Origin of the sequence: Novosphingobium nitrogenifigens DSM 19370 (assembly GCF_000192575.1) — a bacterium.
In the GTDB taxonomy this organism is placed as follows: domain Bacteria; phylum Pseudomonadota; class Alphaproteobacteria; order Sphingomonadales; family Sphingomonadaceae; genus Novosphingobium; species Novosphingobium nitrogenifigens.
In genome coordinates this window covers 101,788-126,859 of record NZ_GL876934.1, presented here as the reverse complement: position 1 = coordinate 126,859, position 25,072 = coordinate 101,788, and the positions used below count along the sequence as shown (strand labels likewise).

Sequence of the window (25,072 nt, the reverse complement as noted above, 5' to 3'; positions counted from 1 at the left end):
GGGGAGAAACGACGCGATCGTCTCGTCCGAAACGGAAAAAGGGGCGCCGCAGCACGACGCCCCTTCCTCGATTGCATTTTGTTTGCCGGGATCAGAAGCGAACGTTGAGTTCACCGCCGAACGTGCGCGGGTCGTTGAAAAAGCCCTGCGTGCCGAGCTGGATCGACTTCTGCGCGTACCAGACGTGTTGTTCGTTGAAGAGATTGCGGACCCAGAACGAGAACGCCATTTTCGCGCCGCTCTGGTTGAGCGGAACGTCGGCCAGCGACAGGCGTCCGTTGAAAACGAGCGCGCGACCGCTTTTCACTTCGGTTCCCGGCGCGAAGTACGAGGCAACGTACTGGCCGTCGTCGTAATTGCCGTCGAGGTGGGCGCGCAGGGTCACGTTGCCGATCGGGCGTTCATAGTCGATCGCGCCGGTGACTGCGTTCTGCGGAGTGTAGGTCGGATAGATCCTGGTGGGCGAGGTGTAGTAGTTCACCCCGTCATAGGGGAACGGATCGAGCGTGTCGGGCATGCGCACATGGGTGTGGGCATAGGACGCGGTCAGGTTCAGCCCGCGCAGCGGATTGACCGTCAGTTCCGCCTCGATCCCGGTCAGGCGACCCGACCCCGGCGCATTGGCGGTGTCGGTCGTCGTGCGGGTCGTATTGTTGATGAGGTTCCCGTTTGCATCATAAGTCAGGTAGACCGCGCTGAAGTCGATCTGCGGGTTCTTGTAGCTGCCGGTATAGGCCGCGATGTTGAGGCGGGCGCGGCGGTTGAAGAATTCCGACTTGATCCCGGCCTCGAACATCGAGACGCTTTCGGGATTGAACGGCGCATAGCTGAGCGAGCGCGAATTGGCGCCGCCCGAACGATAGCCGGTGCTCCACTTGCCGTAGAGGTGGACGTCGCGCGTCACGTCGACGGCGATGTTGACCATGGGATCGACCCGCGACCAGCTGCTGTACATGTAATAGGGCGAAGTCTGGCCGGTGGTGGCCGAAACCGGCGTGGCGCCGTTGAGCAGGAACAGGTCGCCGTGCTTGATGTCGCGGCTCCAGCGCAACCCGCCGGTCAGGTGGGCGATGTTGCCCAGGAATGCCGGGGTCCAGGTCGCCTGCCCGAACACGCCGAGCGACTGGCTGGTGACGTGGCTGGCGCGGGCGGCGGGATAGTTGGAATAGTCGTAAGTGCCCGAGACGCCGTTGACCTTGGCCGTCAGCGGCGAGATCACCGTCCCGGCCGTTCCGGTCGAATTCCACTGCATGGTATAGAACGCCTGCGCGTCGTCCTGCACGGTTTCGATGTAGTACATCGCGCCCGCGACATACTTGAATTCACCGGTTTCGCCGATCAGCTGGAATTCCTGGCTACCCTGATGCTGCCAGAAATGGGCGAGCGAATAGCGCGCGAATGAGCCGCCCGCAGTATAGGCACTGCCGTTGACCGAGCCGTTGTCGTATTGGCCCTGCGACAGCGTCCGGTATGAGCTGATCGACTTGAGCTTGATCGAGGGCGCGATGTCCCAGTCGAGCGTCAGGCGATGGCCAAACGTCTTGCCGACGCTGGCCTGCTGCACGGCGCCGATATTGGCGACATCGGCGCGGGTGGGCTGAAGATAGAGCGCGGGGGCCTGGGCGACGGTGCCGTGGGTAAGCCCCTGAAGGTAATAGGGCGTCGAGCTGTCATAGGACATGTCGAACGAATAGTCGGCCGAGAAGTTCGAGACCGGTTTCCACAGCGCCTCGGCATGGAGGCCGCGCTTGTCATAGGCGTTGAAGTCGGTCTGTCCGGCCAGCGGGTTCTTGACCGTGCCGTCGCGGTGCGAGACGACGCCGTCGATCTTGACCGCGATGTTGTGCCAGCTCGGCAGGTCGAGGTGGATTTCGCCCTTGTAGGCGCCGTAGTTGCCGTAGCCGACCGTGGTGTTGAGATGGAATTCGCCGCTCGGCTTGCGCGTCACGATCGAGACGGCGCCGCCTTCGGTATTGCGGCCGAACAGGGTGCCCTGCGGCCCCTTGAGCACTTCGATGCTTTCGATGTCGAACAGCGCGGTGCCCAGACCCTGTGCACGGCCAAGATAGACCCCGTCGATATAGACGCCCACGCCCTGGTCACGGGCGGGCTGGTTGCTGTCCGAGAGCACGCCGACGCCGCGCACGTTGAGGACGAGTGCGGAATTGCGCGAATAGAACGGCGCCACGCGCAGCGAGGGAACCGCGCCGTCACCGATGTCGAGCAGCGAGACGACATGGCGGTTGGTCAGGGTATTGCTGTCGAGCACCGAGATCGCGATCGGCGTCGTCTGCAGGCTTTGCGGACGCTTTTCAGCCGTGACGACGATTTCGGACAGCTGATCCCCGGATGCATCGGGTGCGGCAGAGGTTTCGGCAGCGGCGGGCGCAGCGGTCGCGGGGGCCGCAGGAGCTTCGGCGGCAAGGGCAGGCAGGGCGCCGAGCGCGGCAAGGGTCAGGCCGGATGCGGTCAGCACCAGCCGCGTGCGAAACAGGATCATCGAAAGGTCCCCGAACATCTTGAAATGGTTGCGACGCAGACGGCGCGTCACGGGGCGGGTAACCGGGGTATGTTACAGGCCGATGCGATTGCGATGACGAAGCCGAGACGGTCGCCATGCTGTCATTCGAAAGGCGCAGAACCTCTGGCGCGGACCGAAGTGATCAAAACGACAAGGAAATTTGATCCACCTCCTTGTGTGACTAAAAAGCCACACTATCTGGTCGGTATCAGGAGGGAAACAGTACCCATGAACCTCGAAAAATTCACCGACCGCGCCAAGGGCTTCCTGCAAGCGGCGCAGACTCTCGCCATCCGGCTCAATCACCAGCGCATTTCGCCTGACCATCTGCTCAAGGCTCTGCTGGAGGATGGTGAAGGCATGGCCAGCGGGCTGATCCAGCGCGCCGGTGGCAACCCCGTGATTGCCAATGCCGAAATCGACAAGGCATTGGGCAAGGTCGCGGCGGTGACTGGATCGGGTGCGCAAGCCTCGCCCGGTTTCGACAACGACGCGGTGCGCGTGCTCGATCAGGCCGAACAGGTCGCGACCAAGTCGGGCGACAGCTATGTGACGGTCGAACGGCTGTTGCTGGCGCTTGCGCTTGCGACCACCACGTCGGCTGGACAGGCGCTGAAAGCGGCCAATGTCACTCCGGCCGGGCTTGAAGCGGCGATTACCGCCCTGCGCGGCGGACGCACGGCCGACAGCGCCGGGGCCGAAAACGCCTATGACGCGATGAAGAAATATGCCCGCGACCTGACCGAAGCGGCGCGCGAGGGCAAGCTCGACCCGGTGATCGGTCGCGACGAGGAAATTCGCCGCACGGTCCAGATCCTTGCCCGGCGCACCAAGAACAACCCTGCGCTGATCGGCGAACCCGGCGTCGGCAAGACGGCGATCGCCGAAGGGCTTGCCCTGCGCATCGCCAATGGCGACGTGCCCGAAAGCCTGCGTCATCGTCGGCTGATGGCGCTCGACATGGGCGCGCTGATCGCGGGGGCCAAGTATCGCGGCGAGTTCGAGGAACGGTTGAAGGCCGTGCTCGACGAAGTGAAGGGTGCCGAAGGGGAAATCATCCTCTTCATCGACGAGATGCACACCCTGATCGGCGCGGGCAAGACCGACGGCGCGATGGATGCCTCGAACCTTCTGAAGCCGGCTCTGGCGCGCGGCGAGCTGCACTGCATCGGTGCGACCACGCTCGACGAGTATCAGAAGTACGTGGAAAAGGACCCCGCGTTGCAGCGGCGGTTCCAGCCCGTCTTCGTGGGTGAGCCGACGGTCGAGGACACCATCTCGATCCTGCGCGGGATCAAGGAGAAGTACGAACTGCACCATGGCGTGCGGATTGCCGACAATGCGATCGTCGCGGCGGCCACGCTGTCGAACCGTTACATTGCCGACCGTTTTCTGCCGGACAAGGCCATCGACCTCATGGACGAGGCGGCGAGCCGCATCCGCATGGAAGTGGAATCCAAGCCCGAGGAAATCGAGAATCTCGACCGCCGGATCATCCAGCTCAAGATCGAGGAAATGGCGCTCGCCAAGGAAAGCGACGCCGCGTCCAAGGATCGGCTGGTCAACTTGCGCGAAGAACTCGCCAACCTTGAACAGCAGTCGAGCGAGCTGACCACCCGCTGGCAGAACGAGCGCGACAAGATCGCTGCCGAAGGCAAGATCAAGGAAGCACTCGACGCTGCCAGGATCGAACTCGAACAGGCACAGCGGCAGGGCAATCTCGCCCGTGCCGGGGAACTGGCCTATGGCCGCATTCCCGAACTCGAACGGCAACTCGCCGAAGCGCGGAGCACCGCCCAGAATGCGTTGCTGCGCGAGGAAGTGACCGCCGAGGACATCGCCGCCGTCGTCAGCCGCTGGACCGGGATCCCGGTCGACCGGATGATGGAAGGCGAACGGGAAAAGCTGCTCCATATGGAAGACGCGCTCGGCAAGCGGGTGATCGGCCAGAAGGATGCAGTCACGGCCGTGTCGAAGGCGGTGCGCCGTGCCCGTGCGGGGCTTCAGGATCCGAACCGGCCTTTGGGCAGCTTCCTCTTCCTTGGCCCCACGGGTGTCGGCAAGACCGAGCTGACCAAGGCTCTGGCCGGGTTCATGTTCGACGACGACAACGCCATGGTCCGCATCGACATGTCGGAATTCATGGAAAAGCACAGCGTCAGCCGTCTGATCGGTGCGCCTCCGGGCTATGTCGGGTATGACGAAGGCGGTGTGCTGACCGAGGCGGTGCGGCGTCGGCCTTATCAGGTCGTGTTGTTCGACGAAGTGGAAAAGGCGCATCAGGACGTGTTCAACGTGCTGCTGCAAGTGCTCGACGACGGGCGGTTGACCGATGGGCAGGGACGCGTGGTGGATTTCACCAACACGCTGATCATCCTGACCAGCAACCTCGGCAGCCAGTACCTTGCCAACCTGCCCGACGGCGCCGACGCCAGCAGCGTCGAGCCGCAGGTCATGGAAGTCGTGCGTGCCCATTTCCGTCCGGAGTTCCTCAACCGGCTGGACGAGATCATTCTCTTCCACCGCCTGGGTCAGGAACACATGGCACCGATCGTGGATATTCAGGTCGCGCGGGTGGCAAACCTGCTCAAGGACCGGAAGATCACGCTCGACCTGTCGGACGCGGCCAAGCGTTGGCTGGGTCGGGTCGGTTACGACCCGGTCTATGGCGCACGGCCGTTGAAGCGGGCGGTGCAGCGGTACCTGCAGGACCCGCTCGCCGAAAAGCTGCTCTCCGGGGATGTGCCGGACGGTCATGCCGTCCACATCGACGAAGGCGACGGCGCGCTGACGTTCACGGTCGAATGATAGCCTGATCGTTCAGGTTCCAACAGCCTCTGTCAATGACCCGCCCGGTATCCGCAAAGATACCGGGCGGGATCATTTTGTTCTTTTTGAATATAGTTTTACGAGATAGGGGAGGGGGGGATCAGTTCGGATTGGGGGCATCCGGTTATGCGTAGAATTTGTTTGGGTGCTGCGCTTTTGTGTCTTTCCGCGTGTTCTGAAAAAGCACCGGAGGCAAGTGAGCCGGAAAGCGGACCCGGCCCAAATGTGGAAGTTTCGGCCCAGCCGGATCTTGCGATCAGTTTCAATTATGGATTTCGTCTGCCGGTTGAACGCATCGCCGCAACGCAGGAAGATCATGCGTCGCAGTGCGAGGCTTTGGGGCCGACGGTCTGCCGTGTCACCGGCATGACCTATCATGTCGGACGCGATCGGCGGGTCGACGCGAGCCTTTCGCTGCGGCTTGCCCCGGATGCCGCGCGGCGTTTCGGGAAGTTGGCGATCGAGGTCGTCGGCAAACATGGTGGCATGCTGGACGATGTGCGGATCGAGAGCGAGGAGATGGGAGCCGCTCTCGCTTCCGCCAATGCCGACACAGCCTCACAGAATAACGAGCGCGAGCAGGTCAAGGCGCAATTGGCAAAGCCGGGGTTGCCCGCTGCGGAGCGTTCCATGCTCGAGCAGCGTCTTGCTTTCCTTGCGGACAGTTCCCGTCAGAGCAATGGTGTCGCGCAGAATGCTGCGCGGGCCTTGGCATCCACTCCCATGAGGCTCGATTACGAATCCGGTGCCGTCGATCTCAGTCTGAGTGACGGGCCCTTTGTCGGAGCGATCAAGGACGGCTGGTCCAATATACTGGGCAGCCTGTCCTTCATGGTTTTCGCTGCCGTGACCTTGGTGCCGTGGATGGCGCTGTTGGCTCTTGGCTGGGGTGGCGTGGTCGTTGTCCGGCGGTATCTCAAGCAGCGCCCTGAGAACAATTCACCGTCCGAATGATCACCCCGCGTGAGCCTGCGGGTAACGCGGGGTGTCCCCCAGCACGTCGATCGCGTGTTGAAGATGCACGGCCGAGCGGGTTTCGCCCACGCTGTCGAGCAGGTCGAGTGCCTCTTGCATCAGGGCAGCCGCTTTCAGCAGGCGCTCGTCGGGCCAGTACTGGGCAGGGACAGTCTTGTGCGGCATGACTTCGGATCCGATCATCGTGTGCGGGGGGAGGCGCTGGGGGAGGGGACCGGCGCGGCGCGTATTGTGACGGAATATGGGTTTGCGAAAGGTTAGTTGCCCATAAGGTGCATGGCAAGATGGCGCCGATGCGGTGCAATCCGGTGTTCGACGAGATAGATCCCTTGCCATGTACCCAAGGCCGGTTTTCCGTTCATCACCGGGATCGACAGGGTGACGCCGGTCAGGATGGCCTTGAGATGGGCGGGCATGTCGTCCGGCCCTTCGTCGTCGTGGGCATAAGTCCCGTTTTCGGGGGCCATGCGGTCGAGCCAGCGCAGGATGTCGCCCCGGACTTCGCGCGCGGCATTTTCCTGAATGCACAGCGATGCCGAGGTGTGGCGGCACAGCATGGTCAGCAGTCCGGTGGTCATGCCTTGTTCGCGGACCCAGCGAACGACGGCGTCGGTCAGTTCGACCAGCCCCTTGCCGTTGGTTGCGATGACGAGTTCGTCGGCTGCCTGTCTCATGGGCGGAGGATATGGCACCACCCCGCGCCGTGGCCCAGAGTTCTTTGGCTATAGCTGCTCTTTGGCCATCGCTGTTCTTTGTTGGGTGGGCTCTTGCCTTTGCGGGGAAGGGACGTTGTCATTCCCGGCATGACCAGCCGCTTTTCCATCGCCGCACTTGCCGGAACGCTCGTCCGGCGCAGGGAAACGTCCGACGGACCGTCCGGGCCGCTGACGGCATGGTCGGCACGCGACCTTGTCGCAGCGATCGCGACCCGCAGGATTTCGGCGGTCGAGGTGATGGAGGCTTTCCTCGACCGGATCGATGCGCTCAACCCCACTGTCAATGCGATCATCGGTTTGCAGGATCGCGGCGCCATGGTGCGCGCAGCCGAGGCGTCGGATCGGGTCGTGGGGGCAGGCATCCCGCTGGGGGCGCTCCACGGCCTGCCCCACGCGGTCAAGGATCTCGAACCGGTGGCCGGATTGCCGTTCACGATGGGCTCGCCGATCTTTGCCCACGACATTGCCGGACATGACAGTTTGCCGGTCGAACGCCTGCGCCGCGCGGGTGTGACTTTCATCGGCAAGACCAATACGCCCGAATTCGGGCTGGGGTCGCACACGGTCAATCCGATCTGGGGTGCGACCCGCAATCCTTACGACTTGTCCCGCTCGGCCGGAGGCAGCAGCGGCGGAGCGGCAGTGGCTCTGGCGCTCGACATGGTGCCGCTGGCCGACGGCAGCGATTACGGCGGCAGCCTGCGCAATCCGGCCGCATGGAACAATGTCTACGGTTTTCGCACCGGAATGGGATGCATTCCTGCCGACACCAACGACGACTGGTTGCCTTCGCCCGGTGTGGTCGGGCCGATGGCGCGCAATGTCGGGGATCTTGCGCTGATGCTGTCGGTCATGGCGGGGCGCGACATCCGTGCGCCGCTGTCGGAGGCGTGCGATACCGCAGCCTTGCGCATGGTCGAACCGGCGTCCTTGCGCGGCAAGCGGATCGGCTGGTCGGGCGATTTCGGTGGTGCGGTCCCGTTCGATCCAGGTGTCCTCGACACCTGTCGTCAGGCGCTCGACCGCTTTGCCGCGATGGGGGCCGACATTGTCGAGGTCGTGCCCGATTTCCCTGTCGAGGAAGCCTGGCGTGCCTTTGTCGGCTTGCGCCACTGGATCAACGGTTCGGGCATGATCGATCTCTATCGCGATCCCGCAAAGCGTGCGGGGCTCAAGCCTGAGGCGATCTGGGAGATCGAAGGCGGCATGGCGCTTTCCGCCTATGATGTCAGTGCCTTGTCGGCGGTCCGCACCCGATGGAGCCGGGCCGTCGCGTCCGTGTTTCGCCGGTGCGATCTGTGGATCGTCCCGAGCGCCCAAGTCTTTCCCTTTCCCATCGAGCAGGACTGGCCCAGACACGTCGGCGGGGTAACCATGACCAGCTATCACGAGTGGATGAAAGTCGCTTGCCTCGTGACGCTGGCCGGATGTCCCGCGCTGGCGGTTCCGGCCGGTTTCAATGACGGCGGTTTGCCGATGGGCGTGCAGATCGTCGCCCCGGTCCATGGCGAGGCAGCCTGTCTCGCGGCTGCGGCGGCCTATGAAGAGGTGGCGGGCGACGTCCTGTCCCGCCGTCCCGTGCTGAACCGCGATTCCGTTCAGAATCCCGGCGGCGGCGTCACCCCATAATCGGCCCAGACCGTATCGATGTCCGGCTTGTCGGCGCGGGCGCGTGACAGGTCGGCCAGCGCGCGGTTGCGGTCGCCCAGCCGGGCATAGGCGATACCCCGGCCATAGAGCGAGGCGACGAGGTCGGGCGATTGGTGGAGCGCTGCCGAATAGTCGGTGATTGCCCCCTTGGTATCTCCGCCGCGCAGGCGGGCAAAGGCTCGACTGTCAAGATAGGATGGCGTGTTCGCCGCCAGTTTCACGGCGGCGTCGCAGTCGGCGAGCGCGGTATCGAGCGCGATGTTGCGCGTCGCCTTGAACCAGCAGACCATGTTGCGGGTCGATGCATCGTCCGGATGGCTCGAGACGACTTCGTTTGCAAGCTTGAGTGCGGCCGTCGCATCTCCGCGCTTGGCGAGCAGGTCGAGCCGCAGACTGGTCACGGCAAGGGCATTGGCCTTGCGCTTTTCCGCTTCCCCCAGTGCCGTATCGGCAAGAGCCAGTCGCCCGGTTGCAATCGCCCCTTGCGCTCGCAGCAGATAGGCTTCGGCATTCTTGCCGTCGAGTTTGAGCGCGGCGTCGATGTCGGCTTCGCGCCGGGCAGTATCGTTGTCCGGCAAAAGGTGGGCGTGGAGCAGATAGTCCTGCGCCGTCGGCTTGTGCGCGAGGAGATAGTCGGCATCGGCGAGAGCCCCCGCGCCGTCGCCGGTCTGGTACCGAACGTCGATGCGCAGGAGGCGGGTCTGACGATCGTCGGGCGAACGGGCAATGGCGATGTCTGCCTGATCGAGCGCTTCCTCTCGGCGACCGACCCCGGCCAGCGCCACGGCTCGCGCCGCTTGCAACGGCAATTTCGGCATGATCGCCAGAGCTGCGTCAAAATCGGCCAGGGCCTGTGCCGAATGGCCGAGGCCGAGATGGGCCGAACCCCGTCCGACCAGCGCGCTGACGTCGTTGCGATTGGTCGCGAGCACTTTGTCATAGGCTGCGACGGCGCCGGCAAAATCGGTGCGTCGCAGGAACACGCCGCCGCGCGCCGCCCATGGCAGCCATGACTTGGCGTCCGTCACGAGATCGGCTTCGTGCAGCGCCGCTTCGTCATCCTTGCCGGTCCGGGAATAGGCGAGGGCGAGAACCGCATGCGCCATCGACAGCTTGGGATCGATCGCGATCGCCTGCTTTTCGTCGGCGATGGACCCGGCGGTGTCGGCCTGGTCGAGGCGGACGGCGCCGTTCTGTACATAAGCCTTGGCGAGAGCGGGCTTGTCTTCTGCCAGCGCGACGAGATCGGCGGGGGTGTAGAGGTAGTTGTCGGGGACGCGCACGAAGACGCCGTCATTGGCGAGCGTCTGCATCTCGTCGCGGACGGAGACGGCCTGTGTGGCTGGCAATTCGTCTTTGAGTGCGCGGGTGTCGTTTTCCATCCGCAGCACGCCGTCGGTGATGGCGACCTTGCGATGAAAGGCATAGAGATCGCCGACGGTGCGATCGATGTCTTTGGCTTGCAAGGCGAACCCGGTGCCTTTCTGCGGCAGGATGATGGTTTCGCGATTGGCCCACCATGCCGGATAATCGAAGGCGAAGGGCGCGTCGGGGTTGAGTTCGCCGTCGCGTTCGACTTTGATCTTCCATCCCACGCGCGCGCGGTCGAGTTCGTACCAGCGGGTCGACCCGCTCATGTACCAGTCCATTTTCGCCTTCCCCTTCATGGAGATGACGAATTCGCCGCTGTCTTTTTCCTCGCGCGCGGCCACTTCGTCGGGGGTGACGAAGTCGTAAGTGTCGCGCCACAGCTTCTTGAGCGCGCGTTCGAGATCGGTGGAGGAATAGCCCGCGTACTTCATTCGCACTTGCGCGGCCTGATCACCGCGAAAGCGCATTTCCCCGGTCGCGGGGGCGGGAACCTCGATCCCCTGTGACGCGTCGAGAGCAAGGCTGGTCAGGCTTTCCGGCACCGTCGGGGCGGGTTCGATCATCGGGATCAGGCCGCTTCCCGTGGCCGTCGCGGGCAGGCCGACGACCATGTCGGGCATGACCAGCCGATCGAGCCGGGTGTCCCCCTGACGCGTTCCGTCGAGCCAGTAGCTGCGCCCGGCGATCGTCGCCTCGACAATGACGTGGTCGAAACCGGCCATCGTCGGCAGGCGGTGGGCCGTGGCATCGCCGTCATCGGTGTTGACGAGGACCGGACGCGCCTCGATCCCGAGCCCGGACAGCAGCGCGATGAGGAGAGCGGTCTTGCCCTTGCAGTCGCCATAGCGGCGTTGCCACGTCTGGTCGGCGGGAGCAGGCACGAAACCGCCGTCATCCATGCCGATGAAGAGATAGCGGACCTGTTCCTCGACCAGAGCCAGCGCCAGTTCGGCCCGGCGCACCGGATCGGGGGACGCGGCAGCAATCCGCGCGATCTCGCCCTTGAGCGGGCTGTCGGGGGCAATCGCCACGGCCTTGGCAAAAAGCCCGGCATAGGCGCGCGAGACCGAGGGCCAGTCGGGAAATTCGGTCAGATCGACCAGATTGACCATGCCGTAGTGCGCGGGCGCGCCCGAGGGCGGACGCGGCGTCGTCACATTGGCAAGGTCGGACAGCAATTCGCTTTCGCCGCCTTTTTCAGACAGATGGGGGACGACCACACCGGGGGCTGCCCGCCATTGCACGGTGCGTCCCTTTGGCCAGGTCACGCGCAGGCGATAGCGGCCATAGGGCACGCCGTCCTGAGGGCCATAGAGCCCTTCGGCGCGGCCACCGGTCGCGGGATCCTTGCGCACGATCGTATAGGCAAGGTCGATGACGTCGCCCGCGCGCAAGTCTTCGGGTTGTTGCGACGCGGTCAGCTCCCCGTCGAGCGTCGCGTTTTCAAGATTCTTTTCCCGCTGCACGACTTGCAGTTTGGCGCCGGTGCCGACGAGGTCGATGACCTTGCCCTCGCGAAGGATGCGATAGCGATGGATGGTCAGCGTTTCGAGACTGGGGTCCCAGTTGAGTTGCAGGGCTCCGGCGTCGAGCCCTTGTGACGAGGCGATCCGGTAGACATTGGCGCGATAGGTGGCGACGCCCCCGTCGATCAGCCGCACTTGCTGGTCGAGCAGGAGATCGACGACCGAGGCCCCTTCGATCGCGGTCGGGGCGGCGGGCATGGTGGCGGGAAGAACCCAGTCGGGCGGCGGCGCAATGACCGGGCGCGCATCCGGCGCGGCGAGCGCGGGCGTTGTAAGCATCGAAGAGAGCAAGAAAAGGGCAGCGGATCGACGCAAGCGCAAATGAACTCTCCGGACGAAATCGGGACGGGCAACCTATCGCGATCGCCCCGATTTCGTCCAGCTATTGCAGATCCGTATTCATGCCGCTCCGGCTTTTGGAGTCTGATTCAAAATTCGCAGAGAGCGAATTTTGAAGGCGGCACCAGCCCACTCCCGCTCTTCGGGCGACGAAAACGTCCGGGGGACGTTTTCGCCGAAGGGGCCGACCACCCAACGATAGTACCCTATGGGTGGTCGGGTGGGGGAGAGGGCCGGTGCCGCCATTGGAAATTCCTGAATTTCCAATCAAACCCTTTGCGCATGGGCCCATGCCAGCGCGGCGAGGGGCTGCACTTTCTCGGACATGGCCTTGGCGTGGGCGGATGAGGCGGTGCCGTCGATTACGCGTTTCTTGATACCCTGAATGATCGCGGCAAGGCGGAAGAAGTTGTAGGCAAGATACCAGTCCAGCCCCGGCAATCCGTCACGCCCGGTTTGCGCGCAGTAGCGTTCCACCACCTCTTCGAGTTCGGGAATGCCCAGCGCCTTGCGGTCGAGATCCTGCACGCCCGAGCGCCCCGCGTTGTCCTGAACCCAGGCTGTGCAGAAATAGGTGAAGTCGGCGAGCGGATCGCCGAGCGTCGAGAGTTCCCAGTCGAGCACGGCCGCGACACGCGGTTCGCCTGGCGCAAAGATCATGTTGTCGATGCGATAGTCGCCGTGAACCACGCTGACGCGCGTCTGTTCGGGTAAAGTGGCGGGGAGCCAGGCGATCAGCTGCTCCATCTCGTCCATGGTTTCGGTTTCCGACAGGCGATATTGCCGGGTCCAGCGTTCCACCTGCCGCCCGAAATAGTTTCCGGGCTTTCCGAAATCGCCAAGGCCGACCCCCTCGACGTCGATGTTGTGCAAGGCGGCCAGCGTATCGACCATGGCCTCGTAATGCGCGCGGCGGCTTTCGGGCGTGGCGCCGGGCATGCCCCCGTCCCAGATCGTGCGCCCATCGACACAGCCCATGACATAGAACCACGAGCCGATCACACTGTCATCGGTGCACAGGCCATATTGCGGGGCGACCGGAAATCCGGTGGCGGACAGGGCGGCCTGAACCTTGTATTCGCGATCGACTGCATGGGCCGAGGGCAGCAGCTTGCCAAAGGGTTTGCGGCGCAGGACATAAGGGCCGGACGGTGCGTCGATGCGATAGGTGGGATTGGATTGCCCGCCTTTGAACTTTGCGATCGACAGCGGGCCGACGAACCCGGCGACATTCTGTTCGAACCATTGCGTCAGGCGGGTTTCGTCGAGCCGGTCGTCGCCTTCGGGCGCAACGGTTCCGGTAAAGGCGGCCTGTGCGTCCAGTGTCGTTGTCATGCGCGATCCTCTCCCGGTTATTCGAATACGATGACGGAACGGGCCGAATGACCGGCTTTCATTTTCTCGAAGCCCGAATTGATCGCTTCGAGCGGGATCCGCTCGGCAATGATCGTGTCGAGATCGAGCAGCCCGCGCAGGTAGAAATCGACGAGGCGGGGCAGATCGACCGGAAAGCGGTTCATGCCCATGATCGCGCCCTGGAGCTTCTTGCCCGACAGGAGATCCATCGCGCTCAGCCCCACGCGCTCGGTGAGCGGCATCATGCCAAGGATCGTGGCAGTTCCCCCCCGGCGCAGGGCCGCGACGGCAAGATTGGCCGAAGCGGGGCGTCCGACCGCCTCGATGGCATGGTCGACGCCGCCCTTGGTCATTTCGACGATCTGTTTTGCAGCGTCGGGCGCAGTTGCGTCGATGACGTCGGTGGCCCCCAGTTTCAGCGCCAGTTCGCGCTTTTCCGGGATCGGGTCGGCGGCGATGATACGCCCCGCGCCCGCGATCCGGGCCGCGTTGACCGTGGCAAGCCCGACGCCGCCGCAACCGACGACGGCGACAGTCTCGCCCGGCGTCACCTTGCACGCGTTGAAGACCGTTCCCGCGCCCGTCGTCACTGCGCAGCCAATCACCGCCGCACGGTCGAGCGGCATGTCGGGATTGATCGCGACGCAGGCGTGTTCGTGGACGAGCATCATTTCGGCAAAGGCCGAAAGATTGAGCATCTGGTTGACGGCGATCCCGTCGCGCGTGCGGGTCAGGCGCGGCGCATCGCCGGGCGCCCGGCGCGTATCGCCGCCAAGGCACAGCGCCATGCGACCGGTCACGCAATATTCGCAATGGCCGCAAAAGGCCGAGAGGCAGGTGACGACGTGATCGCCCTTTTTCACCGTGCGCACTTCGCTGCCGACGGCCTCGACGATGCCTGCCGCTTCGTGTCCGGCAACACAGGGCATCGCGTGGGGATAGGAGCCTTCGATGAAATGGAGGTCCGAATGGCACAGGCCGCAGGCCACGGTGCGGATCAGCACTTCATGGGGGCCGGGCTTGGAGACGGTCAGATCGTCGATGACCAGCGGCTTGCCGGCTTGTTCGAGAACGGCGGCTTTCATGGCAAGGCTCCTTGGTCGAAAATGTGGGAAAGCGGCCCCGGCATCCTCGCCGGGGCCGATTGCCGTCAGCGCGCGACGCCCAGATCGCCCGAGCTGAAATCGCGATCGTTTTGAGGGGTTTGCGCATGGCGGGCAAATTCCATCCGCGCAATGGCCCGGCAGTGGACTTCGTCGGGACCGTCGGCAAGGCGCAGGGTGCGCTGCCCCGCCCACGACTGGGCCAGGCCGAAATCCTCCGACACGCCACCGCCGCCATGGGCCTGGATGGCATCGTCGATCACGCGCAGGGCCATGTTGGGCGCCTGTACCTTGATCATCGCGATTTCGAGCGCGGACGATTTGTTGCCGACCTTGTCCATCATGTCCGCCGCCTTGAGACAGAGCAGGCGAGTCATCTCGATGTCGATGCGGGCATGGGCGATGCGCTGTTCCCAGATCGAATGCTCGGCAATGGTCTTCCCGAAAGCGACCCGGCTTTGCAGGCGACGCGCCATCTTGGCGATGGCTTCTTCGGCCGCGCCGATCGAGCGCATGCAGTGATGGATGCGGCCCGGCCCGAGGCGCCCCTGCGCGATCTCGAACCCGCGTCCTTCGCCCAGCAGGAGATTGTCGGCCGGCACGCGCACGTCGGTCAGGCGCACTTCCATGTGCCCATGGGGCGCGTCATCGAACCCGAAGACGGGCAGGTGGCGGACGATCTCGACGCCCGGCGTGTCGGTGGGCACAAGGATCATCGACTGCTGCTGGTGCTTCTTCGCGCCGAAGTCGGTCTTGCCCATGACGATCAGGATCTTGCAGCGCGGATCGCCCAGACCTGAGGACCACCACTTGCGCCCGTTGATGACATAGTGATCGCCATCGCGCCGGATCGAGGTTTCGACATTGGTGGCGTCCGAGGAGGCCACTTGCGGCTCGGTCATCAGGAAGGCCGAGCGGATGTCGCCGTTCATCAGGGGCGCGAGCCACTGGTCTTTCTGCGCGCGCGTGCCGTAGCGGTGGAGCACTTCCATGTTGCCGGTGTCGGGCGCGGAACAGTTGAATACTTCGCTGGCCCAGCCGATGCGGCCCATTTCCTCGGCACAAAGGGCATATTCGAGATTGGAAAGACCCGGGCCTTCGAACCGGAAGGTTTCATCGATGTGATGGTGTCCGGCATTGCGCGGAGGCATGAACAGGTTCCAGACGCCGGTCGCCTTGGCGCGGGCCTTTTCCTCTTCGATCACTTGCAGCACTTTCCAGCGATCGCCGGAAAGCTGTTCGGCTTTGTAGTCCCCCTGACGCGGGCGGACGTGATCCTCGATGAACTCGCGCACGCGGTTGCGCCAGTAGATCTGCCGTTCGGTCGGATCGAAATCCATCAGTTCCTCTCCATCATGCCCGCTCGTGCGGGCTTCTTGCGCTGCGACGCCCCGATGGCGTCGATTCTCGTTCATTTAACCTATCAATTAAATTCTCTGCGCGAACGGGAGCGGGAGATCAAGCCGCTCTTCACGATGGAGGTGCGAATTTTTCCAGCATTTCAAAAATGCCTGGACTTTCCGGGTCCCAGCTGTGGCGTGGCCCCACGGTAAGACCCCCGTCGACGATCAGCGAAGTGCCGGTGACGAACGCGGCTTCCTCGCTGGCGAGGAACAGGACCGCACGGGCGATGTCCTCTCCCTGACCACCGCGCGCGACCGGCTGGGCCTGTGTCGACATCTGTGCAATCACGGCCTTGGCCTGGGCTTCGACTTCGCCGGACATGGCAAGCGCACTGGTGAAGATGTTGGTGTTGATGAAGCCGGGCTGGACCGCGGCCACGCGGATGCCGTGACGGGCAAGATCGGCCGAGGCGACCTTGGTCAGATGCAGCACGCCGGCCTTGGCCACCGAATAGGCCGTCGGGGCATAGCCGGGGCCGACCGCCGCGACGCTGGAGGTATTGATGATCGCGGCCCCGCCGGTGCGGGTCGAAGCGCGGCCGATCATGTGCGGGACGGCATAACGGATGCCGAATGCGACCGAGCGCAGCAGCAGGTCCATCGTGCGGTCCCAGCCTTCGGGTTCGATCTCGTCGATGCGTGCGCGGTCGCCGCCTGCTCCGGCATTGTTGAAAACGACGTCGATGCCTCCGGTTTCAGCCGCGGCCCCGTCCATCAGGGCACGGATGGAGCCGGTATCGGTGACGTCGGTGATATGAGTGTCGATCGAACCGCTGGCCGCAGCGGCCGTCGCGGCAAGCCCCTCGGCATCGATGTCGGCGGCATGGACGAGCGCCCCTTCGGCGGCAAAGGCAAGCGCGGTGGCGCGGCCGATCCCCGAGGCCGCGCCGGTGACAACGACGGTCTTGCCGCTGAATCGCGACGGATTTGTCATGGTGGACATCCTGTTCCCAATTGTGTTCTGGGGCCGGAAACTGAGCCGCATTCAGTGCTCCGTCAACAGCTTGGCGGTTGACGCTACGGCATCGGGGACTTTGAAAATTGTCCGGAAATGCGGGCTTGAAAGGTGGTCGCGACTCGATTTAACCTCTCGATTAAGAGAGGAGAACAACGATGACCGATCTCGAGGCCTTCCGCGCGGACATCCGCGCCTGGCTCGATGCGAATTGCCCCCCTGAAATGCGTCGTCCGATCGAGGACGAGGATGACATCTGCTGGGGCGGGCGGGCGTTTGCTTTCAAGAGCGAGGCGCAGAAGATCTGGCTCGAACGCTGCGTCGCGCATGGTTACACGGTGCCCGACTGGCCCAAGGCCTATGGCGGGGCGGGCATGGACCCTGCCCAGGCCAAGATCTGGCGCGAGGAAATGGCCCGCATCGGCGCGCGGCCCCCGCTGTCGAGTTTTGGCATCTGGATGCTTGGCCCCGCGCTGCTCAAGTTCGGCACTGAAGAGCAGAAAGTCCATTACCTCAATCAGATCGCCCGCGGCGAAATCCGCTGGTGCCAGGGCTATTCGGAGCCCGGTTCGGGGTCCGACCTGGTTTCGCTCCAGACGTTCGGCGAGGACAAGGGCGACCACTGGATCGTCAACGGGCAAAAGATCTGGACCAGCTATGCCGACAAGGCCGACTGGATCTTCTGCCTTGTCCGCACCGACAAGGCGAACAAGTATCAGGGCATCAGCTTCCTGTTGTTCGACATGACGACGCCGGGAGTCTCGACCCGGCCGATCAAGCTGATCAGCGGTGCTTCGCCGTTCTGCGAGACGTTTTTCGACAATGTCGTCGTGCCCAAGGCGCAGATCGTGGGCGAACTCAATCGCGGCTGGGACGTCGCCAAGTACCTGCTGGGCCACGAGCGTGAGATGATCTCGGGCGCAGGCGGAAGTGAACGGCTCAATGCCATCGGCGCCGTCGTTCAGCGCAACGGCGGGATCGACAACCCGGTCCTGCGGGCGGAACTGGCGCAGTTCGACGTCGATGCTCTGGCCTTCGCCGCGATGGGCGAGAAGTTCCTCGACGAGATCAAGGTGGGCAAGGCCCATCCGGCCCAGCCCAACATGATGAAATACAGCGGGACCGAGCTCAACAAGCAGCGCCACGAACTGCTCATGGCGGCGGGCGGTTCGACTGCACTCGAATGGGAAAGCGCCGAAACGCGGGGCGGAACCCCTGCGCGTTCGTGGCTGCGGACCAAGGCCAATTCGATCGAGGGCGGCACCAGCGAAGTGATGCTCAACGTCATTGCCAAGCGCATCCTCGACCTTCCCGGCGCCTGAACCGGCGCGAGCCACGACACAGAACAACAGGAGAGGATCATGCCGCTCTATTTCAATGAAGATCAGGCCATGCTGGCTGACACCGTCACCGGGTTCATCGCCGGGGAAGGGGCGATCAAGCCCCAGCTGCGGCGTCTGCGCGACGGCAACGACACGCGGGGGTACGACCCGGCCTTGTGGAAGCAGTTTGCCGAAATGGGGCTGACCGGCATTCTCGTTTCCGAAGCGGATGGCGGCCTCGGGCTTGGTCATGTCGAGGCGGGGATTGTCCTGCGCGAGATCGGCCGCAATCTGACCCCGTCGCCGTTCCTGTCCACTGCGGTGGTCGGTGCCACCGCGCTCGGCCATGCGTCAGAGGATCTGAAAGGACGTTATCTGCCCGGCGTGGTTGCCGGGGAAAGCGTGCTGGCACTCGCGCTCGACGAAGGGGCCAAGCATCGCCCCGAACGCATCGCTCTCAAGGCCGAGCGCGCGGGCAATGGTTTCCGCCTCAGCGGGCGCAAGGACTTCGTCATCCATGGCGCCACGGCCGATGCCCTGATCGTGGCAGGCCGGACAGCGGGCAGCGATAGCGATGCAGAGGGGATCACCCTGTTCGCCGTGCCGAAAGATGCTGCGGGGATCGGGCACAATGCGGTCCGGCTGGTCGACAGCTCGATCGCCAGCCATGTCACGTTCGATCGCGTCGAAGTCGATGGTGGCGCAGTCATCGGCGAAGTCGATGGTGGCCGGGCCGTGCTCGACAAGGCCCTGGCAGCCGGACGCATCGGCAGTGCTGCCGAACTGACCGGCGTCGGCGGCGGGGCCTTTGCCATGACCACGGCCTATCTCAAGACCCGCAAGCAGTTCGGCAAGCTGATCGGCGAGTTCCAGGCTCTGCAGCATCGCGCCGCGCATCTCTATTCCGAACTGGAAATTGCCGAAGCGGCGGTGATCAAGGCGCAGCAGCTGCTCGATGCCGGTTCCTCGCGCGCGGACCTCATGGTCTCGGTGGCCAAGGCCAAGGCGAGCCGCGCCACCAATCTGGCCGTTCGCGAAGGTGTGCAGATGCACGGGGGTGTCGGCATGACCGACGAATTCGACATCGGCCTTTACATGAAACGCGACCGCGCGCTCGCCGAATTTCTGGGTGACGCCAATTACCATGCCGACCGCGTCGCGACGCTGAGCGGATATTGATGCCGGACCCCCGATGAGATCGCTCGTCGGGGGCCAATCGCAAGGGAGAGAAGATAATGGATTTTTCCGGGCTGTTCAGCCTTGAAGGGCGTGTGGCCGTCGTCACCGGCGGATCGCGCGGGATCGGCGAAATGATTGCCGAAGGGTTCCTCGCCGCCGGAGCCGCGCGGGTCTATATCACCGCGCGCAAGGCCGAGGCCGTGGCCGAAACCGCCGCACGGCTTGGCGAACGGTGCATCGCCTTGCCCGGCGACATCTCGACACTGGCCGGGATCGAGGATCTTGCCGCCGAACTCGCCGCGCGGGAAAGCCGGATCGACATTCTCGTCAACAACGCGGGTGCCGCGTGGGGGGCGGATTTCGAGGTCTTCCCCGAAGCGGGCTGGGACAAGGTGATGAACCTCAACGTCAAGACGCCGTTTTTCCTCACGCAAAAGCTGTACGGGCTGCTCAAGGCGGGGGCTGCCACCGGGCATCTGGCCAAAGTCATCAACATCGCCTCGATTGACGGGCTTCGGCTCAATCCCTGGGAAACCTATTCCTATCAGGCCTCGAAAGCGGCCGTGATCCAGCTCACCCGCCGCATGGCCGCACGCCTGATCAAGGACGATATCGTCGTCAGCTGCATTTGCCCTGGCGCATTCCCGTCGGAAATGAACAAGGCGGCGAAGCTGGCGCCGGAAAAGTCGGCGGAGGGCATTCCTTCGGGCCGGGTCGGCACGATCGAGGACATGGCGGGCGGGGCGATCTTCCTTGCCAGTCGGGCAGGGGACTATGTCGTGGGCACGCCGTTGCCGATCGACGGCGGGATCGTCAACGGGGCGATCCCGACCGACTTTGCCGATCCTTCGGGGCACTGAGCTTTGGGGGCAGGGGGCTCCATGAGTGCCAACCTGTCCTCAGTATCGCCCCGGACCTGATCCGGGGCGATGCTTTCCTTGCGTGGGCAGGCGTCCGTCGGCCCGGTCCCCTCGCGTCATTTCCGCGAGGGATCCTCCTTCTTCGCCGCACGGGCGAGGTCTTCCATCAGCTTGACGAAGGAATCCGGGATCGGTTCGCTGGCGGCCTGATCGTAATAGGCCTTGATGTGACGGCTCCACTCCGGCTGTTCCAGAGGCTGTCGCGGGGGCGTCTTGGACTTGCGTGATCGGGGCACGAAAGAGGTCCTGTCGCACGGATTGCGTTCGTTGGGGTTCATCCTGCCAGTCGCGCTCCAAAGAAAAGCGCCTGACTGATCGTGGCATGGATCGTCTCGTCGCGGAATGGCTTGCGGATCAGGAAGGCCGGTTCGGGCCCTTCGCCGGTGAGCAGTTTTTCAGGATAGCCGGTCACGAAGATCACCGGAACCGGGGCAAGGCGCAGGATGTCCTCGACCGCGTCGATGCCCGAACTGCCGTCGGCCAGTTGCACATCGCTCAGCACGAGGGCGGGGCGATAGCGTTCAAAGGCCTCGCGGGCCGCTGTCGCCGTGGTCGCATGGGCGAGCGGACGGTGCCCGGCATCGGCGACGATGGCCATGAGATGCGCCGCGATCAGCGGTTCGTCCTCGATGACAAGGACGTCCGCGCTTTCCTCGCTGGCAATGTCGTCGAGAGCTTCGGAAACCAGCGCGCGGGCTTGCGCTTCGTCCACGTCGAGAATGGCGGCAGTTTCGGCAAGGGAGAAATCCTCCAGCCGGTTGAGCAGAAGCGCGTGGCGGGCCCGGGTCGGAACGCGGGCCAGCTGCGATGGCGTTGCCGGCTCCCCGGCCGCGGCCCGTTCCGAAAAGGTCCGGTAAAGGGCGACCCGGCTTTGTGCGATGCGCGCGAGCAGGGCCGGATCGTGTACGGCGGCTTCGAGCATGGTCTGGACGAGGCGGTCGCCGCGCGACTGCGATCCGGTGATCGCACGGGCATAGCGCCGCAGATAGGGAAGATTGCGGGAAAGCCCGTCGATGCCCGGGCCATCGCCGTCCACGGGCGGATCGTCAGGAGTCGTTGTCTGCTCGAACGTCATATCGATCTCGGGCTTTCCTTGTGCGATTCCTTGCGAACCGGTCCTTGCGTGATCCGCTGATCCTCTTCCCGCGGTCGGTTCGTCGCGGATCGGGGATCAGCCTTGCACGATTAATCCTGTAGTCAAGTTGGCTCGGTCAACCGTCTTTGCATGCCATGGCTGTCGGTCCTTCGATACGCTTGGGCGGCGCGGATGTTCCCCGTCGTGCAGAACCTTTCGGGACCGTAGTGCCGGGCAAGACAACCAAGGCGGAGCACGTATCATGAGCGAACACACCGATCATGAGATCGAAGGGGGCGAGGAAAACCTGCCCCGGCTGACCGACGCGGAATTTCACGTCGAACTGACGTCGGTCATTTCCCATCTGCGCGCCTATGCGCGTTCGTTGTGCGGCGATCGCGACCGCGCCGACGACCTGGCGCAAGAGGCACTGGCCAAGGCATGGGCCGCGCGCGACCGTTTCATTGCCGGGACCAGTATCCGGGCCTGGACTTTCACGATCCTGCGCCACGTCTATCTCGGCGAAGTCCGCCGCGAACGGTTCGTCGGCGCCTATGACGAGCAGATGGCGGAACGGACTTTGCGCACCAAGGGCGGACAGGAAGGCCGTGTCGAAGCGACCGATGTGCTGCGCGCACTGGCGCTCTTGCCAGCGGCTCAGCGTGAAGCGCTCGTGCTCTTTTCGATCGGGCATGTAAGCTACGAGGAAATGGCGGAAATCTGCGGCGTCGCGATCGGCACGATCAAGAGCCGGATCGCCCGTGCGCGTGCGGCCCTTTCCGCGACCATCGAAAGCGGCTCCTTGCCCGATGCGCGGCGGGACTTTGTGCTCAAGGGCGAAGTGCTGGACGCTTTCCTTGCACAGTTGCAGGCGATCGCGCCGCCCCACGTGCTCGAGCGGCTGGTCGCCTGACGGTCGCGTTCCATCGTTGTGGAACCCAAAAAAAGGGGCCGGTTTCCCGGCCCCTTTTCTTTTGCGTCAGATCCTGACGACACCGGTCGCTGACCTGCGGCGGGACGGGCCCGCCGCAGGTCGCGGCGATCAGTTGCCCGAACCCGGACCGTAGGTGATTTCCACGCGACGGTTCTGCAGTTCGCGCACGCCGTCTTCGGTCGGGACGCGCGGATTGGCTTCGCCGAAGGCCTTGGTGGCGATTTCGGCAGCCGGGACGCCGTGAGCGGTCAGGTAAGCCTGAACCGAGGCGTTGCGGCGAGCCGACAGGCCGAGGTTGTACTTCGGGCTGCCCGAGCGGTCGGTGTAGCCGTCGAGTTCGATCGGAACGCTGGCGCAGTTGCCATACGCGGTGATCGCGTTGTCGAGGATCGTTGCCGCTTCGGTCGTGATGTCCGACTTGTTCCAGTCGAAGAACACGATGTACGGGCCCTTGTTGCAGACCGGAGCCGGCGGCGGGGGCGGCGGGGGAGGCGGCGGGGGCGGCGGCGGCGGGGGCGGCGGCGGAGCCTGGGTTTCGACCGGAGCCGAGTGGCTCGCCTTGCCGAAGTTGAAGCTCAGCGTGCCCAGCAGCGAGTGCGAGGTCAGCTGTGCCTGGTGCACGGTGCCGTCCGAAGCGGTGAAGTGATCCGCGCCATCGGGGCGGAAGTAGCGATAGCGCAGGCCGAAATCGATCGTGCGCGTGATCGGCATGGTCACGCCGCCGATCAGCTGCCATGCAAAGCCGCTGTCGTGATCGTGGATGTAAGCCGATTCAGGTGCGTATTCGCTCAGCGAGGTGCGAGCCCAGCCCACGCCGCCGCCGGCATAGGCCTTGATGCCGCCCCAGTGGCCGACGCTGAACAGCGCATTGGCCATGGCTGCGGTCGCGGTGGCCTTGCCCGAAGCGCCGTTGCCGTTGGTGAAGCGGCCGGCGCCGTTTTCGAGCACGCTCAGGTGGGTTTCGTGGTGGAAACCTTCAGCTTCAAGACGGAAGTGACCGAAGTCGTAACCGAGAACGCCGCCAGCTTCCCAGCCGGTCTTGAAGTGGTCCGAGTGAACGTCGCCTTCGGGGCCGTTCACATTGGTCTGTTCGTTCTTGACGCCGCCACCTTCGATCATGACGTAGGGGCCGGTGTCGCGCGCATGGGCGGCGGTTCCGGCAAGCGACGTGGACGCGAGAACCGCGGCTACGACTAGTTTTTTCATGGTTTTCCCTTCTTTTCAATGAAGCCGGGGGGCAAAGGGTCCGGGGCTGAAGCCCGGGTGCGCGTGCCTACTGACCAGCGTTCGGAAGGAAAAGTGCTTGGGATCAAATTTGTTGCATGAAGGGGCTCTCAAGCCCAAAAAAAATTTCAACACATGGATTTTGTTGTAAAAACGTCACAGGTTCACCGGATTGGTCATCATTCCGGAGGTAATTTTTCGATGATCGCGCGTACCCCGGTGGCACTGTTGCTCCGGCAGAAGCGTGCCCCGAGTCCCTCGGCGATGGCGCGGATCATCTGTGACCCGATTCCGGTCCCCCGCGCGGCATTGTTCTCGTCCCAGCCAGCGCCGTCATCTTCGACCGTCAGGCGATAGCCGTCGCTGCCGATCGGCTCGAAGCGGACCCGCACTTCGCCTTCCGCATCGTCGGCATAGGCATATTTGCAGGCATTGCTGACCAGTTCGTTGGCAAGGATGCCGAGCGAAATCGCGGTCGCCGTCGGCAGTTCCATCGGTTCGGCAAGGACGCGGATCCTTCGGCGACCGGCATCGAGCCCGAAACTGTCGGTCAGGTCCCGGCCCAGCGCGTGGGCATAGGCCGCCATGCAGATGCGGGTTCCCCCGCCGCCATCGGCATAGAGCTGGCGATGGACGCGCGCAACGGCATCGATGCGGCGGCGCATGTCCATCAGAATCGTCTGGGCCTCTTCGCCGCTGGCGCGCCGAGCCTGAAGGCTGACGAGCGAGGAGATCATCTGCAGGCTGTTGGCGACGCGATGGTTCATTTCGACCAGCATTGCCTCGAGCTGGGCATTGGTTTCGCGCAAGTGCTGTTCCGCCCGGTCCTTTTCCGCTTTCAGGCGGCGGGCATCGAGCGCCTGGTTGATCGTGCGGCCGAGCAGGTCGAAGAAATCCTCGCTGGTCGATTTGACGACATAGTCGGCCGCGCCTGCCTTCAAGGCCTGAACCGCGACGTGGGTTTCCTGCGTTCCGGTGACATAGACGACGGCCGGGGGCGAGGGCAGCTCCATCAGCTGCGCCAGCGTCGTGGCGCCGTCCTGTCCCGGCATGTAATGGTCGAGCGCGACCAGATCGAACGGCCGATCCCCGATCGCCTCGAGCGCGGCTTCGCCGCCATGGGCGAGTTCGACGACGAAACCCATGCGTTCCAGTTTCCGCTGTGCCAGTCGGCACAGGCCGGGATCGTCGTCGACGTAGAGAATGCGCGAGCCGGAATTGGGCATCACAGCGCGCTGCCGGGAATCTGGATCACCGACAGGAACAGGCCGAGTTGCAGGATCGCGGTGGCGAAATTCTCGTAATTGACCGGCTTCGTGATGTAGACGTTGCAGCCCAGATCGTAGCACCGTTCGATCTCGTGGCGGTCGTCGGTGGTGGTCAGGATGACGACCGGCATCCGGCGCAAATCCTCGTCCGCCTTGATCCGGGCGAGGATTTCGGTTCCGCTCATGTCCGGAAGGTTGAGGTCGAGCAGGATCAGGGCCGGGCCGTTGCGGCGGGGGCCTGCTTCGTCATGCAGGATGTGGTCGAGCGCAGTGGTGCCGTCGGTGAAATGGACGATCCGGTTGTGGATCCCCGCGCGCCGGACGTTCTTTTCGATCAGGCGGGCATGACCTTCGTCATCCTCGATCATGATGATGGTGACGGATCGTTCGCCGGTCATGCGGGTGG

20 protein-coding genes are annotated in these 25,072 nt (G+C 64.1%); 7 read left to right on the top strand and 13 right to left on the bottom strand.

Features of this window, described 5'->3' with window-relative positions:
• Nucleotides 1-91: 91 nt before the first annotated feature.
• Nucleotides 92-2,551: a TonB-dependent receptor gene (locus Y88_RS14720; RefSeq protein ID WP_008070662.1), complete on the bottom strand. Its 2,460-nt coding sequence runs from the start codon at nucleotides 2,549-2,551 to the stop codon at nucleotides 92-94.
• Nucleotides 2,552-2,749: 198 nt separating this feature from the next.
• Between Y88_RS14720 and clpB the strand changes: the two genes are divergently transcribed.
• Together clpB and Y88_RS14710 are read left to right on the top strand one after the other, a co-directional pair.
• Entirely contained in the window at nucleotides 2,750-5,329 is a 2,580-nt protein-coding gene (gene clpB, locus Y88_RS14715; protein ID WP_008070659.1) for an ATP-dependent chaperone ClpB, read from the top strand.
• Nucleotides 5,330-5,491: 162 nt separating this feature from the next.
• On the top strand, nucleotides 5,492-6,304 hold the full coding sequence (locus tag Y88_RS14710; RefSeq protein WP_232281100.1) for a DUF4349 domain-containing protein: 813 nt from the start codon (nucleotides 5,492-5,494) through the stop codon (nucleotides 6,302-6,304).
• Here Y88_RS14710 and Y88_RS14705 read toward each other — a convergent pair whose 3' ends face one another.
• Both Y88_RS14705 and Y88_RS14700 read right to left on the bottom strand, forming a co-directional pair.
• Nucleotides 6,305-6,508, bottom strand: coding sequence for a hypothetical protein (locus tag Y88_RS14705; RefSeq protein WP_008070654.1), 204 nt, complete (start codon nucleotides 6,506-6,508; stop codon nucleotides 6,305-6,307).
• 74 nt (nucleotides 6,509-6,582) lie between these two features.
• A complete protein-coding gene (locus Y88_RS14700) occupies nucleotides 6,583-6,999 on the bottom strand; it encodes a secondary thiamine-phosphate synthase enzyme YjbQ (RefSeq protein ID WP_008070651.1) in 417 nt (138 codons plus the stop codon).
• A 129-nt stretch (nucleotides 7,000-7,128) separates the two neighbouring features.
• Between Y88_RS14700 and Y88_RS14695 the strand changes: the two genes are divergently transcribed.
• The gene (locus tag Y88_RS14695) at nucleotides 7,129-8,670 is read left to right on the top strand and encodes an amidase (protein ID WP_018075810.1); all 1,542 of its coding nucleotides are present in this window, start codon (nucleotides 7,129-7,131) and stop codon (nucleotides 8,668-8,670) included.
• Here the strand turns inward: Y88_RS14695 and Y88_RS14690 are convergent.
• From Y88_RS14690 to Y88_RS14670, 5 genes are all read right to left on the bottom strand, one after another.
• A complete protein-coding gene (locus Y88_RS14690; protein ID WP_008070644.1) occupies nucleotides 8,640-11,867 on the bottom strand; it encodes a DUF3857 domain-containing protein in 3,228 nt (1,075 codons plus the stop codon). The genes Y88_RS14695 and Y88_RS14690 overlap by 31 nt on opposite strands.
• Before the next feature lie 327 nt (nucleotides 11,868-12,194).
• Nucleotides 12,195-13,262 carry a phosphotransferase family protein gene (locus Y88_RS14685; protein WP_008070643.1) on the bottom strand — a complete coding sequence of 356 codons (1,068 nt, stop codon included), beginning with the start codon at nucleotides 13,260-13,262 and terminating at the stop codon, nucleotides 12,195-12,197.
• A 17-nt stretch (nucleotides 13,263-13,279) separates the two neighbouring features.
• Entirely contained in the window at nucleotides 13,280-14,368 is a 1,089-nt protein-coding gene (locus tag Y88_RS14680; protein ID WP_008070642.1) for a Zn-dependent alcohol dehydrogenase, read from the bottom strand.
• A 65-nt stretch (nucleotides 14,369-14,433) separates the two neighbouring features.
• Nucleotides 14,434-15,726, bottom strand: coding sequence for an acyl-CoA dehydrogenase family protein (locus Y88_RS14675; RefSeq protein ID WP_026166970.1), 1,293 nt, complete (start codon nucleotides 15,724-15,726; stop codon nucleotides 14,434-14,436).
• Nucleotides 15,727-15,856: 130 nt separating this feature from the next.
• On the bottom strand, nucleotides 15,857-16,732 hold the full coding sequence (locus tag Y88_RS14670) for an SDR family NAD(P)-dependent oxidoreductase (protein WP_008070640.1): 876 nt from the start codon (nucleotides 16,730-16,732) through the stop codon (nucleotides 15,857-15,859).
• 170 nt (nucleotides 16,733-16,902) lie between these two features.
• On the opposite strand from Y88_RS14670, the gene Y88_RS14665 reads away from it, so the two are divergent.
• Genes Y88_RS14665 through Y88_RS14655 form a run of 3 tightly spaced genes read left to right on the top strand, consistent with a single transcriptional unit; the run spans nucleotide 16,903 to nucleotide 20,105 of the window.
• Nucleotides 16,903-18,066: an acyl-CoA dehydrogenase family protein gene (locus Y88_RS14665; protein WP_008070639.1), complete on the top strand. Its 1,164-nt coding sequence runs from the start codon at nucleotides 16,903-16,905 to the stop codon at nucleotides 18,064-18,066.
• A 39-nt stretch (nucleotides 18,067-18,105) separates the two neighbouring features.
• Entirely contained in the window at nucleotides 18,106-19,245 is a 1,140-nt protein-coding gene (locus tag Y88_RS14660; protein WP_008070638.1) for an acyl-CoA dehydrogenase family protein, read from the top strand.
• Nucleotides 19,246-19,301: 56 nt separating this feature from the next.
• Nucleotides 19,302-20,105, top strand: a complete 804-nt coding sequence (locus tag Y88_RS14655; protein WP_008070637.1) for an SDR family oxidoreductase — start codon at nucleotides 19,302-19,304, stop codon at nucleotides 20,103-20,105.
• Between the two features lie 116 nt (nucleotides 20,106-20,221).
• On the opposite strand, the gene Y88_RS14650 is transcribed toward Y88_RS14655, so the two are convergent.
• Nucleotides 20,222-20,401 (bottom strand): NepR family anti-sigma factor, encoded by a 180-nt coding sequence (locus Y88_RS14650; protein WP_232281099.1) that lies wholly within the window; start codon nucleotides 20,399-20,401, stop codon nucleotides 20,222-20,224.
• Between the two features lie 38 nt (nucleotides 20,402-20,439).
• Complete coding sequence (locus Y88_RS14645; protein ID WP_008070635.1) at nucleotides 20,440-21,240, bottom strand: response regulator; 801 nt, start codon at nucleotides 21,238-21,240, stop codon at nucleotides 20,440-20,442.
• Nucleotides 21,241-21,502: 262 nt separating this feature from the next.
• Between Y88_RS14645 and Y88_RS14640 the strand changes: the two genes are divergently transcribed.
• Nucleotides 21,503-22,153: a sigma-70 family RNA polymerase sigma factor gene (locus Y88_RS14640; protein ID WP_008070634.1), complete on the top strand. Its 651-nt coding sequence runs from the start codon at nucleotides 21,503-21,505 to the stop codon at nucleotides 22,151-22,153.
• 129 nt (nucleotides 22,154-22,282) lie between these two features.
• On the opposite strand, the gene Y88_RS14635 is transcribed toward Y88_RS14640, so the two are convergent.
• The 3 genes from Y88_RS14635 to Y88_RS14625 all read right to left on the bottom strand — a co-directional run bounded on the left by Y88_RS14635 (nucleotide 22,283) and on the right by Y88_RS14625 (nucleotide 25,064).
• Nucleotides 22,283-23,380 (bottom strand): OmpA family protein, encoded by a 1,098-nt coding sequence (locus Y88_RS14635; RefSeq protein WP_018075811.1) that lies wholly within the window; start codon nucleotides 23,378-23,380, stop codon nucleotides 22,283-22,285.
• Nucleotides 23,381-23,577: 197 nt separating this feature from the next.
• Complete coding sequence (locus tag Y88_RS14630) at nucleotides 23,578-24,624, bottom strand: sensor histidine kinase (protein WP_018075812.1); 1,047 nt, start codon at nucleotides 24,622-24,624, stop codon at nucleotides 23,578-23,580.
• A complete protein-coding gene (locus Y88_RS14625; RefSeq protein WP_008070631.1) occupies nucleotides 24,624-25,064 on the bottom strand; it encodes a response regulator in 441 nt (146 codons plus the stop codon). The genes Y88_RS14630 and Y88_RS14625 overlap by 1 nt, the downstream gene beginning before the upstream one ends.
• Between the last annotated feature and the right edge of the window lie 8 nt (nucleotides 25,065-25,072).